The sequence below is a fragment of the Stenotrophomonas sp. TWI602 genome (assembly GCF_039674045.1).
In the GTDB taxonomy this organism is placed as follows: Bacteria; Pseudomonadota; Gammaproteobacteria; order Xanthomonadales; family Xanthomonadaceae; genus Stenotrophomonas.
The window spans coordinates 24,111-37,822 of sequence record NZ_JBDJMT010000006.1 but is presented as its reverse complement, the minus strand read 5'-3'; the positions used below and the strand labels follow the sequence as shown (position 1 = coordinate 37,822).

The 13,712-nt window shown below is 67.5% G+C and carries 14 protein-coding genes and 2 tRNA genes; 8 read left to right on the top strand and 8 right to left on the bottom strand.

Annotation, left to right across the window (positions count from 1 at the left end; translation table 11 throughout):
* Positions 1-78 precede the first annotated feature (78 nt).
* From ABE483_RS08470 to ABE483_RS08460, 3 genes are all read left to right on the top strand, one after another.
* Entirely contained in the window at positions 79-1,968 is a 1,890-nt protein-coding gene (locus ABE483_RS08470; RefSeq protein ID WP_346481499.1) for an MFS transporter, read from the top strand.
* A 111-nt stretch (positions 1,969-2,079) separates the two neighbouring features.
* Positions 2,080-2,439, top strand: a complete 360-nt coding sequence (locus tag ABE483_RS08465) for a CD225/dispanin family protein (RefSeq protein WP_123729974.1) — start codon at positions 2,080-2,082, stop codon at positions 2,437-2,439.
* Positions 2,439-2,858 (top strand): DUF2752 domain-containing protein, encoded by a 420-nt coding sequence (locus ABE483_RS08460; RefSeq protein ID WP_313211072.1) that lies wholly within the window; start codon positions 2,439-2,441, stop codon positions 2,856-2,858. Before ABE483_RS08465 ends, ABE483_RS08460 begins: the two co-directional genes overlap by 1 nt.
* Before the next feature lie 9 nt (positions 2,859-2,867).
* Here ABE483_RS08460 and ampE read toward each other — a convergent pair whose 3' ends face one another.
* The 5 genes from ampE to ABE483_RS08435 all read right to left on the bottom strand — a co-directional run bounded on the left by ampE (position 2,868) and on the right by ABE483_RS08435 (position 6,516).
* Positions 2,868-3,761 (bottom strand): regulatory signaling modulator protein AmpE, encoded by an 894-nt coding sequence (ampE, locus tag ABE483_RS08455; RefSeq protein WP_313211071.1) that lies wholly within the window; start codon positions 3,759-3,761, stop codon positions 2,868-2,870.
* Positions 3,762-3,881: 120 nt separating this feature from the next.
* A complete protein-coding gene (nudC, locus tag ABE483_RS08450; RefSeq protein WP_152150924.1) occupies positions 3,882-4,787 on the bottom strand; it encodes an NAD(+) diphosphatase in 906 nt (301 codons plus the stop codon).
* 69 nt (positions 4,788-4,856) lie between these two features.
* Entirely contained in the window at positions 4,857-5,246 is a 390-nt protein-coding gene (gene erpA / locus ABE483_RS08445; RefSeq protein WP_019185327.1) for an iron-sulfur cluster insertion protein ErpA, read from the bottom strand.
* Between the two features lie 54 nt (positions 5,247-5,300).
* Complete coding sequence (locus tag ABE483_RS08440) at positions 5,301-5,762, bottom strand: polymer-forming cytoskeletal protein (protein WP_313211070.1); 462 nt, start codon at positions 5,760-5,762, stop codon at positions 5,301-5,303.
* 4 nt (positions 5,763-5,766) lie between these two features.
* Positions 5,767-6,516, bottom strand: coding sequence for a DUF6776 family protein (locus ABE483_RS08435; protein WP_121040594.1), 750 nt, complete (start codon positions 6,514-6,516; stop codon positions 5,767-5,769).
* 181 nt (positions 6,517-6,697) lie between these two features.
* Between ABE483_RS08435 and ABE483_RS08430 the strand changes: the two genes are divergently transcribed.
* Genes ABE483_RS08430 through ABE483_RS08420 form a run of 3 tightly spaced genes read left to right on the top strand, consistent with a single transcriptional unit; the run spans position 6,698 to position 11,547 of the window.
* Positions 6,698-7,324, top strand: coding sequence for a DUF4126 domain-containing protein (locus ABE483_RS08430; protein ID WP_088433585.1), 627 nt, complete (start codon positions 6,698-6,700; stop codon positions 7,322-7,324).
* A 57-nt stretch (positions 7,325-7,381) separates the two neighbouring features.
* Positions 7,382-9,241, top strand: a complete 1,860-nt coding sequence (locus tag ABE483_RS08425; protein WP_313219440.1) for an EAL domain-containing protein — start codon at positions 7,382-7,384, stop codon at positions 9,239-9,241.
* A gap of 2 nt (positions 9,242-9,243) precedes the next feature.
* Complete coding sequence (locus tag ABE483_RS08420) at positions 9,244-11,547, top strand: ATP-binding protein (protein ID WP_313211068.1); 2,304 nt, start codon at positions 9,244-9,246, stop codon at positions 11,545-11,547.
* Between the two features lies 1 nt (position 11,548).
* Here ABE483_RS08420 and bfr read toward each other — a convergent pair whose 3' ends face one another.
* The 3 genes from bfr to ABE483_RS08405 all read right to left on the bottom strand — a co-directional run bounded on the left by bfr (position 11,549) and on the right by ABE483_RS08405 (position 13,082).
* Positions 11,549-12,019, bottom strand: a complete 471-nt coding sequence (bfr, locus tag ABE483_RS08415) for a bacterioferritin (RefSeq protein WP_019185321.1) — start codon at positions 12,017-12,019, stop codon at positions 11,549-11,551.
* Positions 12,020-12,126: 107 nt separating this feature from the next.
* Positions 12,127-12,333, bottom strand: a complete 207-nt coding sequence (locus tag ABE483_RS08410; protein WP_088433582.1) for a (2Fe-2S)-binding protein — start codon at positions 12,331-12,333, stop codon at positions 12,127-12,129.
* Positions 12,334-12,449: 116 nt separating this feature from the next.
* Positions 12,450-13,082: an RNA pyrophosphohydrolase gene (locus ABE483_RS08405; RefSeq protein WP_313211067.1), complete on the bottom strand. Its 633-nt coding sequence runs from the start codon at positions 13,080-13,082 to the stop codon at positions 12,450-12,452.
* Positions 13,083-13,203: 121 nt separating this feature from the next.
* Between ABE483_RS08405 and ABE483_RS08400 the strand changes: the two genes are divergently transcribed.
* Positions 13,204-13,280: transfer RNA gene (locus ABE483_RS08400), tRNA-Met, on the top strand.
* A gap of 49 nt (positions 13,281-13,329) precedes the next feature.
* Positions 13,330-13,404, top strand: a tRNA-Gln gene (locus tag ABE483_RS08395).
* Positions 13,405-13,712: the final 308 nt, after the last annotated feature.

Sequence of the window (13,712 nt, the reverse complement as noted above, 5' to 3'; positions counted from 1 at the left end):
GCCTGCACCGTTCCGCGGCGCTGCCATGCTGCGCCAACAGGGAGAATGCTAGGCTGCGCCGGTTCGCAAGGAGTCTCCATGTCCGGCCATAGTCAGTTCGCTCTGCTCAGGCAACGCCGTTTCCTGCCGTTTTTCATCGTCCAGTCGCTGGGCGCGTTCAACGACAACGTCTACCGCCAGGCGATCATCGCGCTGCTGTTCTTCCTCGGCACGCCGATCGAAGAGCGCTCGCTGTATACCAACCTGGCGCCGGCGATCTTCATCCTGCCGTACTTCCTGTTCTCGGCACTGGCCGGCCAGATCGCGGAGAAGCTGGAGAAATCCCGGCTGATCGTGATCACCACGACCATGGAAATCGCGATCATGTCGCTGGCCGCACTCGGTTTCCTGACCGAGAGCATGCCCGTGCTGCTGGTGGCACTGTTCTGCACCGGCATGCAGTCCACGCTGTTCGGGCCGGTGAAGTACTCGGTGCTGCCCTCGATCCTCAAGCCCGAGGAACTGACCGGCGGCAACGGCCTGGTCGAGATGGGCACCTCGCTGTCGATCCTGACCGGCATGATCGCCGGCGGCCTGATCTTCGCCCTGTCCGGGAGCCATGGGCCGATCGTGGCGGCCACCGCGGTGATCGTGCTCGCCGTCGCGGGCAATCTGACCGCACGGATGATCCCCAAGGTCGATGCGGGCGCGCCGGACCTGAAGATCAACTGGAACCCGCTGCCCGAGTCGCTCGCGGTGCTGCGCATGGCCAAGAAGCAGAAAGCCGTGCGCAACGCGATCCTGGGCGTGTCCTGGTTCTGGTTCGTCGGCACCATGCTCACCTCGCAGCTGCCGACCTATGCCGAGGTCAACCTCGGTGGTGGCTCCCTGCTCTACATCTTCGCGCTGGCCCTGTTCTCGCTGGGCACCGGCACCGGTTCGCTGCTGTGCGAGAAGCTGTCCGGGCGCACCGTGGAAATCGGGCTGGTGCCGCTGGGGGCGTTCGGCATGACCGCCTTCATGCTCGACCTGTACTTCGCCCGCGTCGGCGAAGCTGCCGTGGCCGGGCTGTCGATCTGGCAGTTCGTGCAGGCGCCGGGCAGCGCGCGCATCATCATCGATCTGATCGGCATCGGCCTGTTCACCGGCTTCTTCGTGGTGCCGTTGTTCGCGCTGATCCAGAGCCGCACGGCCAAGTCGGAAATGTCACGCGTGTTCGCTGCGCTCAACATCCAGAACTCCGGCTTCATCGTGCTCGCTGCGAGTCTTGGCCTGCTGACCCAGCGCGTGCTGGACTGGACCATCCCGCAGCTGTTCCTGGCGCTGGCGATCGCCAACGCCGTGGTGTCGATCTACATCTTCACGATCGTGCCTGAATTCCTGATGCGCTTCCTCAGCTGGGTGATGGTGCGTGCGCTGTACCGGCTGCGCCCGCACGGGATCGAGACCCACGTGCCGGACGAGGGCGCGGCGCTGATCGTGTGCAACCACGTCAGCTACATGGACGCGCTGATCCTGTCGGCGACGATCCCGCGGCCGGTGCGCTTCGTCATGTACTACAAGATCTTCAACATCCCGGTGATGCGCTGGATCTTCCGCACCGCCAAGGCGATCCCGATCGCCGGCGCACGCGAAGATCCCGCGCTGATGCAGGCCGCCTTCGATGAGGTGGACAAGGCGCTGGCCGAGGGCGAGCTGGTCTGCATCTTCCCCGAGGGCGCGTTGACCCGCGATGGGCAGATGGGCGCGTTCAAATCGGGCGTGGAGAAGATCCTGGAGCGTCGCCCGGTACCGGTGGTGCCGATGGCGCTGCGTGGGATGTGGTCGAGCATGTGGAGCCGCCGCGACACGCGCCTGGGCCGCATGCGTGTGCCTCGCCGCTTCCGCGCGCATGTGGAGGTGGTCGCCTCTGCGCCGATAGCGGGGGATGCTGCCACCGCACCGATGCTGGAAAGCCAGGTGCGACAGCTGCGGGGCGATCAGGCGTGAGCCCCGCCGTGCCTGCATGTAACCGTATACATAGAGACAGGGACATCGGTTAGATTACCGCCCGGGACACCTCGTACGCACCCACCCACCCAAGCAAATGGAGTTTCGCTGATGAATGCCACCGCCCCCCTGCCGCCCGCCCCGGGCAGCATTCCGAACCACCTGATCTGGTCGATCGTCGTCACCATCCTGGCGTTCTTCGTGTGCTGCCTGTCGTGCCTGAGCTTCCCGGGCATCGTCACCGGTGTGGTCGCGATCGTGTTCGCCAGCAAGGTCAACGGCCTGCTCAACCAGGGCGACCTGGAAGGCGCGCGTCGTGCTTCCAAGAACGCCAAGATCTGGGCATGGGTCACCACCGGCTTCCTGATCGCCGGCGTGGTGCTGTTCGTGATCTCGCTGGCCTTCATGGGCGTGGACGGTTACATGGAGCAGATGCAGCAGTTCCAGCAGCAGATCGAAAGCAACAGCTGATGATCGCGCTGCACGGCAAGCGCTGGTTGCTGGCGTTGTTGCCACCGGCCGCACTGGCGGCCGGTGCGGGGGTCTGGGTGCTGCGGCACTACGACCCCAACAGCGCCAGCAGTCCGTTCCCGCCGTGCAGCTTTCTGGCGGTCACCGGGTATTACTGCATCGGCTGCGGGCTGACGCGTGCACTGCACGCGCTGGCCCACGGCGATGTGGCCACCGCGTTTTCGATGAATCCCCTGGCCATGCTGATGCTGGCCATCGCCCCGCTGGTGCTCGGCTGGGCATTGGGCTGGCGGCCACGCGCGCTGCAGCCGTTGATCACGCTGCTGATGAAGCCCGCTTTCTGGCTGATCCTGCTGCCCGCGTACTGGATCGCACGCAACCTGCCGTGGGTGCCGTTTACCTGGTTGGCACCGGGCTGACCCGGACGGCTAGGTGACCCAGCCGGCGATCACCAGCAGCGCCAGCACCGCCATCCACAGCAGCAGCATGCGCCACACCAGGCTCATCGCATCGCGCAGCTCCGGCAGGCGACGCCACACCGGCACCATCCCCGCATCACTGTAATCGTGCGCGTCCTCACGCAGCTCGGCGCTCACGCTTGCCCGCGCGACCGCACCGAGAAAGTGTGTCGAGGCCGACCACTGATTCCCGTGCGCTTCGCGCCAGGCCTTGAACGCGGTATCGAAGTTGCCGACCAGCGCCATCGACAGCGACATCAGCTGCGCCACCGGCCACTCCAGCCAGGACAGCACCACGCGCGCCCCGGCGACCGCTTCCACGCTGGCCAGCGAGCGCATCGGGCCAACCCCCAGCAAGGCGAGCAGGCGATACAGCAGCGCGCCGACCGGGCCCAGCAGCAGGAACCAGAACAGCACCGCGAACCAGCGCCGCAGCGCGTTGAGCACGGTGGCTTCGACCAGCGAGGGGACGTCTTCCTGCAGGCTGCCACCGGCGGACTGCAGCTGCGCGATCGCCAGGTGGCGGGCGTGGGCGTCATCGGCGTCGATCACCGCCTCGACATCGCGGTCCAGATCGCGCGGGCCCCAGCACATCACCAGCACCAGCACGCCCAGCAGCAGCGACGGCAGGCCGTAGACGCGGTCATCGAACAGCCACTGGAGCAGGCCCAGCACTGCCACGAACGGCAGCACCGCCAGCCAGGCGCCCTTGCGGCCGCGCCAGACCCCGTCTTCGGCGGCGTGCCGGTCCAGCCACTGCAGCCAGCGCCGGTACAGGCCGAAACGCCGCAGCGCGACGGCCACGCCCGGCGCGACATGGCCCAGGGCCAAGGCAACCAGCACGGCGACCAGGGTGGTGAACATGTAAGCCTCCGGCTCGGGACGTGGAACGCGCCGCTACTATGCCTTGCGGCCCGGCAATTCCCCGGGCCGTTGGTAATGTACCGCGCCGCGTGTTCAGCCTGCGGCAACGGCAGGCGACGGTCAGGCGATCTGCTGGCGGTACCAGTGCTCGATCAGGCTGCGCGAGATCGAGATCGGCGGCGACAGGCGGATGCCTTCGCCGTCATCCTCGACATCCCGGGCCAGGGCTGCGCCCACTTCCTCGGCGGTAAACCAGCGCGCATCTTCCAGCTCGCCGTTCACGGTAGGCACGTCGTCTTCGGCCGTGGCGGCGAAGCCCAGCATCAGTGCGCCGGGGAACGGCCATGGCTGGGTGCCCAGGTAGCGGCACTCGCGCACGCGCACCCGGCTCTCCTCGAAGACCTCACGGACCACGGTCTGCTCCAAGGACTCACCCGGCTCGACGAAGCCGGCCAACACCGAATAACGGCGCGGGGCCCAGTTCGCCTGGCGGCCGAGCAGCAGCCGGCCCTGGTTCTCCACGGCCACGATCACCGCCGGATCGACCCGGGGGTAGTGTTCGGTGGCGCACTGGCCACACCGGCCCACGAAGCCACCGCGGCTGAAGGTCACCGCGCCGCCGCACACCCCGCAGAAGCGGGTGCGCGACTGCCAGTAGGACATGCCCCGGGCGTAACAGAAGGCGGTGGAATCGGCGATGGACCAGGTCGCGGCGGACTGGCGCAGGTCGACCCGCTGCGGCGCCGTCACCGACAGCCCGGCGGCCTCCATCGAGAACCACGCCTGCTCGCCGCGCAGGCCGAGGAAGATCGCGGTGCCCGGGCCACCGCCCAGATCCGCGCCGGTCAGCGGCAGCGGCTGACCATCGTGGCCGGCCAGCGCCGTGCCGTCCTGGTCGAGCACCAATACACGCGCGTCCGGCCACAGGCGCAACAACGCATCGGCGTCATCGCGCAGGGTATCGGCGCGCTCCAGCGGCTCGCTGACGAAGGCGAAACCGGAAAGCTGCGAAGAGAATTTGGACATCGCAAGAGCCTGCCCACATTCGGCGGGACTGGCAAGCGGCAACCGACCGTCAGGCCGGTTGCGCGCACATCACATGCTGAAACTGCTGCCGCAGCCGCAGGTGGTCTTGGCGTTCGGATTTCGGATCACGAACTGCGCGCCGGTCAGGCTTTCGGTGTAATCCACCTCAGCGCCCATCAGGTACTGCAGGCTCAGCGGATCGACCAGCAGGGTGACGCCGGCGGTATCCACCGCCAGGTCGTCCTCGGCGCGGTTCTCGTCGAACTCGAAGCCGTACTGGAAGCCGGAACAACCGCCGCCTTCGATGTAGACGCGCAGGGCGAGGGCAGCGTTGCCCTCATCCTGGATCAGCTCCTTGACCTTGGCCGCAGCGGCCTCGGTGAAGTTCAGCGGACGGTCCAGGGACTGGTAGTTCGGCGCGGCGGCGGGAGCGCCGGGCAGGGAAACAAGCGTGCTCATGCCCCCAGCATGGGGGTGCATGAGCACGGTTTCAAGTTGTCACGCGGGCGCGATTCAGGCCATCGCCTCGGCCAGCTTCTTGCGGGCCGCGGTGTCCTTGCCCTTGCCCTGGTCCGCATCCCCGGACGGCGGCGGCAGGGCCATCTGCGCCGAGCTATGGATCAGGCGGCCGGTCAGCTGGGCGCCGGCGTGCATTTCCACCACCTGGTAATGGATGTTGCCCGTCACCCGGGCGCTGGGGGTCAGTTCGACCCGCTCGGTGGCGTGCACATCCCCGTCCAGGCGGCCGCTGATGACCACCACCTGGGCACGGATCTCGCCCTCGATGGCGCCATGCTCGGCCACCGTCAGGGTGGCGTTGCTGGCGCCGTCCTGGGCGATCACCTTGCCCAGGATGGTGCCTTCCACGTACAGGCCACCGCTGAATTCCACGTCCCCGCGGATCACCACCTGCGCGCCGATCAGCGCGTCCACGACCAGATGTCCGTCGCGGTTGGATTTGTTGCTGCCAAACATGGGCTTACTCCCCTTCTTTTGCCGATGCCGCCGGTGCTCCGGCCTGCTTCCAATCGAATACCTGGGTGGCGCCCCCCGCGCCCGATCCCAGCGTGACCCGCACACGTTGCGGGGTGAAGCCTGGTGGCAGCATCACGCTGCCGGTGAGCTGCTGGAAGTACCGGAAGGAATAGTCCTGGCCCGGCACCTTGGTGCGCTGGTGCAGCTCGTCCCAGCTGACCGAGGTCAGCTTGCCGTCCTTGACGCCTTCCACCGTGAAGCGCATCTGCCCCTGGCTGATCGCCCCGCGGTTCAGGTTCTGGGTCAGCACCACGGCGTACTGCCAGGTGCCGCCCGTCTCCGGCGAGAACTCCACCGAATGGGTGTTCAGGCCCTTGCGCTGGCTGGTCGCTCCGACCAGGCGCTCATAGAAGGCCACGTCGGCGCGCAGGCCGGCGATTTCTTCGTCGCGCTCGCCCAGCGAGGTCTGGACTTCGTTGTTGGCGGCGCGGCTGATGCGGTCGGACGCCTGCAGGGTGGCCTGGCGCTGCTGCAGTTCGATGAGCTGCTGCTGGAGGCGCTCATTGCGGGTCTCGGCGGCCTTGAGCTGGGTGCCGACGTCACCGCCGGGCGAGCCCAGCCAGGCGCCAAGCAGCACGGCGAGGATCAGCGACAGCAGCCAGGCCCCGCCCAGCACCAGCAGGCGCTTGCGGTCCTGCACGGGCGGCGCGCCCGGCCGGCGGATCTGGATGCGGGAAGGTGTGGGTTTATTCATGGCAGTCCTGGGCGACCGCGCCTGCCGGCGCTGTCGCAACGGCCCCTGTCTGGAACGACGGGCTAGTGTAAGTCAGGGGAAAGACCTTGTCCGCGCAGGGCCGGGATCGGGGCAGTGGCGTTCATGGACGTCATCCCCGATAGTGTGCGCCTGTGCACATTCTGCAGCCGGAGCGCGTGCCATGACCGAAGCCCACCTGTTCGTGATCGGCATCCTGCTGGCCTGGCTGGCCGGCATCCGCGTGTACCTGACCGTGTTCGGCGTCGGCCTGGCCGGCCTGCTCGGCTGGGTCGACCTGCCGCCCGCGCTGCAGGCCACGGAGTCCTGGTGGGTGCTGGGCACCTCGGCCGCGCTGGCCATCGCCGAATTCTTCGCCGACAAGATCCCCGGGGTCGACTCGGTCTGGGATCTGGTCCAGACCCTGGCCCGGGTCCCGGCCGGTGCGTTCCTGGCCGCCGCCACGCTCTCGCCCAGCGGTGAGCTCAGCGGCACCGCACTGGTGGCCGGTGCCGGCGTCGCGCTGGCCAGCCACGGGCTCAAATCCGGTACCCGCGCCCTGCTCAACACCTCACCCGAACCGGCCAGCAACTGGATCGCCTCCGCCGCCGAAGACACCGTGGTGGTCGGCGGGCTCGCGCTCGCGCTGGCGCACCCCTGGCTGGCGCTGATCCTGGTGGTGGCGTGCAGCCTGATCGGCGCGTTGATCGTGTGGATGATCTGGCGGACGCTGTGGAAGGGCATGCGTTGGTTGATGCGGCAGGCCGACAGTGGCCAGACGCAGGTCAAACCGGGAACCCTGCCACGGTGAGGCGTGCCCTGCCTTCGGGTGTTCATCGCATAATTGCGGCGCAGACTGGGAGTACTGATGGCCGTTCACGACAACGTTGTTGCACCCGCCCGCGCCGTGCGCGCTGAAACGCCGCCGGCCGACCACTGGCAGCGCTGGCAAAGCCAGGCCTCACCCGCGCCCGTGGTGCACAGCAATGTCGTGGCGCTGACGCCGGCGCCGGCCAGCCCGCCGCCCCTGCTCCCCCCGATGCACACCGAGACCGGCAGCCTGCCGCCGCCCGGCATCGACTCGCCGTACCGCGTGCTGATCGTCGAAGACGACCGCTCGCAGGCCCTGTTCGCGCAGAGCGTGCTGCACGGCGCCGGCATGGAAGCGCTGGTGCACAGCGATGCCGAGGGGGTGCAGCAGGCCATCGCCGAGCATCGCCCCGACCTGATCCTGATGGACCTGCATCTGCCCGGGCTGGATGGGATGCGGCTGACCGCCCTGATCCGCCAGCAACCCGGCCAGCAGCTGCTGCCCATCGTGTTCCTCAGTGGCGACCCGGATCCGGAGCGCCAGTTCGAAGTGCTCGACAGCGGCGCCGATGATTTCCTCAGCAAGCCGATCCGCCCGCGCCACCTGATCGCCGCCGTCTCCAACCGGATCCGCCGCGCCCGTGCGCAGGCCGCCTCACAGGCGGGCAACGGCAGCGCACCGGCGATGAACAACCCCGAGACCGGCCTGCCGACCCGCCATCATGTGATGCAACAGCTCGGCGCCTCGCTGGCGCACCGCGACCACGGCGGCCTGTTCTTCATCGAGATCGCCAGCGCGCTGGGGCTGCGCGAGCGCTACGGCTATGCCGCGTTCGAACGGCTGATGACCCAGGCGGGCCAACGGCTGGCCGATGCCGCCCAGCCCTACCTGCTGGCACGTCTGAACGACAACAGTTTCCTGGTGCTGGCCCGCGGGGCCGACGAGGCCACGCTGGATGCAATGGCGCATACCCTGCGCGAGCAGTTGTCCACGCGCGCGTTCGTGATCCGCGATGACGAATCCGTGCACCTGCGCGGCGTGGTCGGTCATGCGCAGCTCTCGCCGGGCTTCTCCGATGCGGGCAGCGCACTGGAAGCGGTCGAACGCACCACCTTGCAGGCCCGCCTGCTGACCGCGGGCGTGGCCGCGTACGTGCGCCGCGAAGATGTGGCCGCGCAGGAACACCTGGCGTTGCTTGACGGGCAGCTGGAACTGGCCTACCAGCCGATCGTCGCCGTGGCCGGTGGCAACACCGCGCAATACCAGATGCTGCTGCGGCTGCGCCAGGCCGATGGCAGCGTGCTGGCCGCCGGCCAGGTGATTCCGGCCGCCGAAGCAGCCGGGCGCATTGCCGATCTGGACCAGCAGGTGCTCGACCATGCGCTTGGGCTGCTGGATCTGTATCGCCACGCCGCGCAGCCGCTGCACCTGTTCGTCTCGCAGTCGCTGCGCACGCTGGCCCGCGATGCCTTCGGTGACTGGCTGCTGGAATCGCTGGCGAGCCGGCAGATCGACGGCAGCGCATTGGTCATCGACGTACGCCTGCCCGATGCCTTGATCCACACCGTCACCCTGCAGCAGTTCTGCACGCGCATGCATGCAGCCGGCGTGCGTTTCTGCCTGAGCCAGTTCGAGCCGGGCGATGAAGCCAATGCCTTGATGGCGCAGCTGCCGTTGGCCTATGTGCGCATGGCCGCGCGCTTCTCCAACAGCCACACCAACCAGCAGACGCGCGACGAACTGCGCGCGGCGATCGACCGGGCGCACCGCGCCGGGCTGCGCATCATCGGCCAGCAGATTGAAGACCCGCAGGCAGCGGCCGCGATGTGGATCGGCGGAGTGGATTTCATCCAGGGCAACATGGTCCAGTCCGCCGGCAGCGAACTGAACTTCGACTTCCAGAACTCGGTGCTCTGAGCATGGGACGCCACGGACGGCCAGCCCCCTCCTCCACCCCGGCCCCGCTGTGGATCAGCGCTGCGGCGGCCGCCCTGTGTGCCACTGCCGCGGTGATGGCGCGCATCGGTGCCAATGGGCCGTGGATCGACATTGCCGCCGGCACCGGCGTGGTGGCACTGATCGCCGGCATCCAGGCGGTACGCCGCTGGCGTGACGCGCAGGACCAGCTGGAGCGGCTGCAGCGGCGTAGTGAGGCGCTGGTGCTCGAGCGCGATCAGCTGCAGCAGCGCCGGCAGCAGCAGAACCAGCTTGAACAGGAACTGCTCAGCGCCAAGCAGGCCGCCGAAGCCGCGGCGCTGGCCAAGGGTGAGTTCCTGGCCACCATGAGCCACGAGATCCGAACGCCGCTCAACGGCATCCTGCCGATGCTCGATCTGATCGCGCGCGGCCAGCTCGGCAGTGACCAGCGCCAGATGCTGCAGACCGCGGCGACCAGCTCACAGCAGCTGCTGAGGATCGTCGATGACATCCTCGATTACTCCCGGCTCGAGGCCAAGGGCCTGAACCTGGAGATCACCACGTTCAACCTGCGCGAGCTGCTCGAAGGGCTGGTGCAGTTGATGCAGCGCGCCGCCGATCCGAAAGGCCTGCAGCTCTCGCTCGAACTCGACCCGGCGGTACGCCTGTCCGTCCGTGGCGACCCGGTGCGCCTGCGCCAGGTGCTGAGCAACCTGCTGGTCAATGCGATCAAGTTCACCGAGCGTGGCCAGATCCGGCTGCGCGTGCAGCGCCAGGGCGAGACCAACGCGCAGCACCAGCTGCGGTTCGAGATCGCCGACAGCGGGATCGGCATCGACGACGCCCTGCAGGCGCGCCTGTTCCAGTCCTTCAGCCAGGCCGATGCGTCCACCACGCGCCTGTACGGCGGCACCGGGCTGGGCCTGGCCATCTGCAAGCGCATCATCGACCTGATGCAGGGCCGGATCGGCGTGCACTCCACCGTGGGGCGCGGCGCTACGTTCTGGTTCGAGATTCCCCTGCTCAAGGTGATCGGCGATCTGCCAGCGGTCGGCAACACGCGGCGTGCCTTGCTGATCACCCGCGATGCGGTGCTCGCCCAGCGTATCGAACGGGTGACCCAGCACCATGATCTGCGCCTGCACACGGTGGAGACCAGCGCCGAAGCGATCGACGCCCTGCGCGCGCCACAGCGCCCCGGTATCGACCCGGCCCTGACCTGGGTGATCGCCGACACCGACGGCCTGCGCCATGGCACCCAGGCACTGCAGAAGGCGGTGGCCGGGAACGAACGGCATCCCACTGCGCAGCTGCTGTGGCTGTACGGCGATGAGGCGCCCGCGCCCGAGTCGCTTGGCCCGGGACCCGCCCTGTCGCGGCAGGGCGCTGACAGTGAACTGCACGCGCTGCTGCGCCCGGTGGTGCCCAGTGCGCGCCCGGCTGCGCTGCTGGCCGAGGTGGAATACGCAGGCTCGCCCACGGCACTGCCGCAGTTCCCGCTGCGCGTGCTGCTGGTGGAAGACAACAGCGTCAACCTGCTGGTCGCGCAGCGGCTGCTGCAGGTGCTGGGCTGCGAGGTGGAGACCGCCACCCAGGGCGAGCAGGCACTGGAGGCACTGCAGGCCCGGCCGTTCGATGTGGTGCTGATGGATTGCCAGATGCCGGTGCTGGATGGCTACGACGCGACCCGCCGCTGGCGCGCGCACGAGGCCACACGAGGCGCGGCGCGGCTGCCGATCGTGGCGATGACCGCCAATGCGATGGCCGGCGACCGCGAGCGCTGCCTGCAGGCCGGCATGGACGATTACCTGTCCAAACCGATCCACCGCGAAACACTCCAGGCCGTGCTGGCACGCTGGGGAAGCGTGCTGGCCGACGACCCGGCGTTGCTGCCGACCCGGCCCTTTGCAGCCACCGCAGCGGTGCCCGCACGCGACCAGACACCCGCCGCGGTGCTCGACCAGGACGTGCTCGATGAACTGCTTGAAGTGATCGGCGCGGACACCGCGCGGGTCATCGGCGTGTTCCTGGATGACACGCCACCGCTGATCCGCCAGCTGCAGGACGCCTCGGTCGCAGCGGACCTGGACCAGCTGCGCGCGTTGGCCCACAGCCTCAAATCCGCCAGTGCGAATGTGGGCGCGATGGCCCTGTCGGCAGCGGCCTGGCGGATCGAGCACGATGCCCGCGCCGGCACGCTGGAGCGCCCCGCCGTGGCGGTGGCGCTGTTGATCGCCGAGTTCGCGCGTGCACGGATCGCGCTGGGCGGCTATCACGCCCGCCTGCGCGCCCCGTTGCAGGGCTGACTCAGTCTTCGATCTTGGTCAGCAGGTAGTTCGGTTCGCCGATGCGCTCGATCAGATCCAGCTGGGTTTCCAGCCAGTCGATATGCTCTTCCTCGGACTCGAGGATTTTCACGAACAGCTGGCGGCTGACGTAGTCACCGATCGAATCGGCATAGGCCACCGCTTCGCGCAGCGTGACCACGCCATCGCGTTCCAGGCTGAGGTCGCACTGCAGGATCTCGGCCGGGTTCTCGCCGATGCGCAGCTTGCCCAGTGCCTGGAAGTTCGGCAGGCCTTCGAGGAAGAGGATGCGGTCGGACAGGATGTCCGCATGCTTCATCTCTTCGATCGATTCCTTGTACTCGTGATCGGCGAGCTCCTTCAGGCCCCAGTTCTTCAGCATCTTGGCGTGCAGGAAGTACTGGTTGATCGCGGTCAGCTCGTTGTAGAGGACCTTGTTGAGGAATTCGATGACTTTGGCGTCGCCCTTCATGAGCGTGCTCCTGCTGCGTGGAATCGCGGGCACTGTACCGCGTCGCGCGCAGGCATGAAGGAACGCGAATCGTGCTCAGTTGCGGCCCGCAACCGGGCCGGCCGATCTCAGGCGGCTTGCAGGCCCAATACCGGCAGTGGCAGGTCGTGGGTAGCGCTGAACTTGGCCAACAGATCGGCCGCCATGTCCAGGCAGGAGCCGCAGGTCGCGCCGCAGCCGGTGCGCATCGTCAGCTCGGACACGCTCACGACACCGCTCTGCGCGGCTTCGCGGATCTGATGGTCGGTAACCCCGTTGCAGATGCAGACGTACACGTGCGGACTCGGCAGGCAGGCCCGGATCGGCCTGCTGCTATTCCAATCGAAATGCGAATGGTTGTCAATTTCGAACCTGAATCATTCTCGATACGGTTCAGAGCCGCCAGCAGCGCTCAGACGGCGCCCGGCTCGCCCTTGGCCTTGCTGCGCGGCCAGTAGCCACCACCCCGCTTGGGCGTGGTGCGCTTGCGCGGCCGGTCGTGACCGGCGGCATTGCCAGGCATCCAGGCTTCCTGCGCGGACTTGGGCATGGTTTCCACCCCCGGCCCGGCCACCCCCCGTGCCAGCGGCGCCAGATGGCGCAGCGCACGCGCATAGACGCCCCGCTTGAACATCACCACATGTTCGACCGGGTACCAGAAATCGACCCAACGCCACTGGTCGAACTCGGGGCTGTCGGTATGGTCCAGGGTGACGTGGGATTCGTCCCCGGCCAGCCGGAGCAGGAACCACACCTGCTTCTGGCCGATACAGACCTGCCGTTCATTGCGGCGGATGGCCCGTGCCGGCAGCCGATAGCGAAGCCAACCCGGCGTCGCCCCGAGCACTTCAACGTGCTCCGGCAACAACCCGGTTTCTTCCTGCAACTCGCGATACATGGCTTCGACAGGCGTCTCGTCGGTGTTCATGCCGCCCTGCGGGAACTGCCAGCCATCCCGGCGCACACGTCGTGCCCAGAAAACCTGCCCATCCTGCCGCATCAGCACAATACCGACGTTCGGTCGATAGCCGTCCGGATCGATCACGATGCGGACTCCTAGAAAAATCTACTGATCGGGACTGTGCCACGCCCGCTGCCCACTCACAAGCGCGGTGAAAAAGTGTTGACAGATTCCGAATACATCTCCAGAATTACCGGCTCCCTGAGGCTATGTAGCTCAGCCGGTTAGAGCACAGCACTCATAATGCTGGGGTCGGTGGTTCGAGTCCACCCATAGCCACCAAGTTCGCTTGGTTTTTCAGGGAAAAAGTGCAATAATTGCACGCACATTTTGCCCCGTCGCCAAGCGGTAAGGCACCTGACTCTGACTCAGGCATTCGGTGGTTCGAATCCATCCGGGGCAGCCAAACAAAACAAAAGGCCTGATCGAAAGATCAGGCCTTTTGTTTTGTTTGGGCGGCTGACTGGGCGCATGGCGCCCAGTGCCCCAACCTTGCGGAGCAAGGTTGGGGCCAGCCTTCTTTGCCTCCACATCCCCGCGCCTGGCGGCGCGCCCCCTTGCACTCCAAGGGGGCTGTTTCACCAGAAAGAGGGTGGACGGCCGACACCCTGCCCATGCCGGGCCGCGAAAGCAGCCGACCAGCGGTCGGCACTACCGCCACCGCCGCCCCTATGAAACAGCGGCGAGCGCAGCAGTGCCGCCGGAAGCGTCGCC

Coding starts and splice junctions, on each gene's coding strand:
- ABE483_RS08470 (WP_346481499.1), top strand. CDS start 79: ATGTCCGGCCATAGTCAGTTCGCTCTGCTCAGGCAACGCCGTTTCCTG.
- ABE483_RS08465 (WP_123729974.1), top strand. CDS start 2,080: ATGAATGCCACCGCCCCCCTGCCGCCCGCCCCGGGCAGCATTCCGAAC.
- ABE483_RS08460 (WP_313211072.1), top strand. CDS start 2,439: ATGATCGCGCTGCACGGCAAGCGCTGGTTGCTGGCGTTGTTGCCACCG.
- ampE (WP_313211071.1), bottom strand. CDS start 3,761: ATGTTCACCACCCTGGTCGCCGTGCTGGTTGCCTTGGCCCTGGGCCAT.
- nudC (WP_152150924.1), bottom strand. CDS start 4,787: ATGTCCAAATTCTCTTCGCAGCTTTCCGGTTTCGCCTTCGTCAGCGAG.
- erpA (WP_019185327.1), bottom strand. CDS start 5,246: ATGAGCACGCTTGTTTCCCTGCCCGGCGCTCCCGCCGCCGCGCCGAAC.
- ABE483_RS08440 (WP_313211070.1), bottom strand. CDS start 5,762: ATGTTTGGCAGCAACAAATCCAACCGCGACGGACATCTGGTCGTGGAC.
- ABE483_RS08435 (WP_121040594.1), bottom strand. CDS start 6,516: ATGAATAAACCCACACCTTCCCGCATCCAGATCCGCCGGCCGGGCGCG.
- ABE483_RS08430 (WP_088433585.1), top strand. CDS start 6,698: ATGACCGAAGCCCACCTGTTCGTGATCGGCATCCTGCTGGCCTGGCTG.
- ABE483_RS08425 (WP_313219440.1), top strand. CDS start 7,382: ATGGCCGTTCACGACAACGTTGTTGCACCCGCCCGCGCCGTGCGCGCT.
- ABE483_RS08420 (WP_313211068.1), top strand. CDS start 9,244: ATGGGACGCCACGGACGGCCAGCCCCCTCCTCCACCCCGGCCCCGCTG.
- bfr (WP_019185321.1), bottom strand. CDS start 12,019: ATGAAGGGCGACGCCAAAGTCATCGAATTCCTCAACAAGGTCCTCTAC.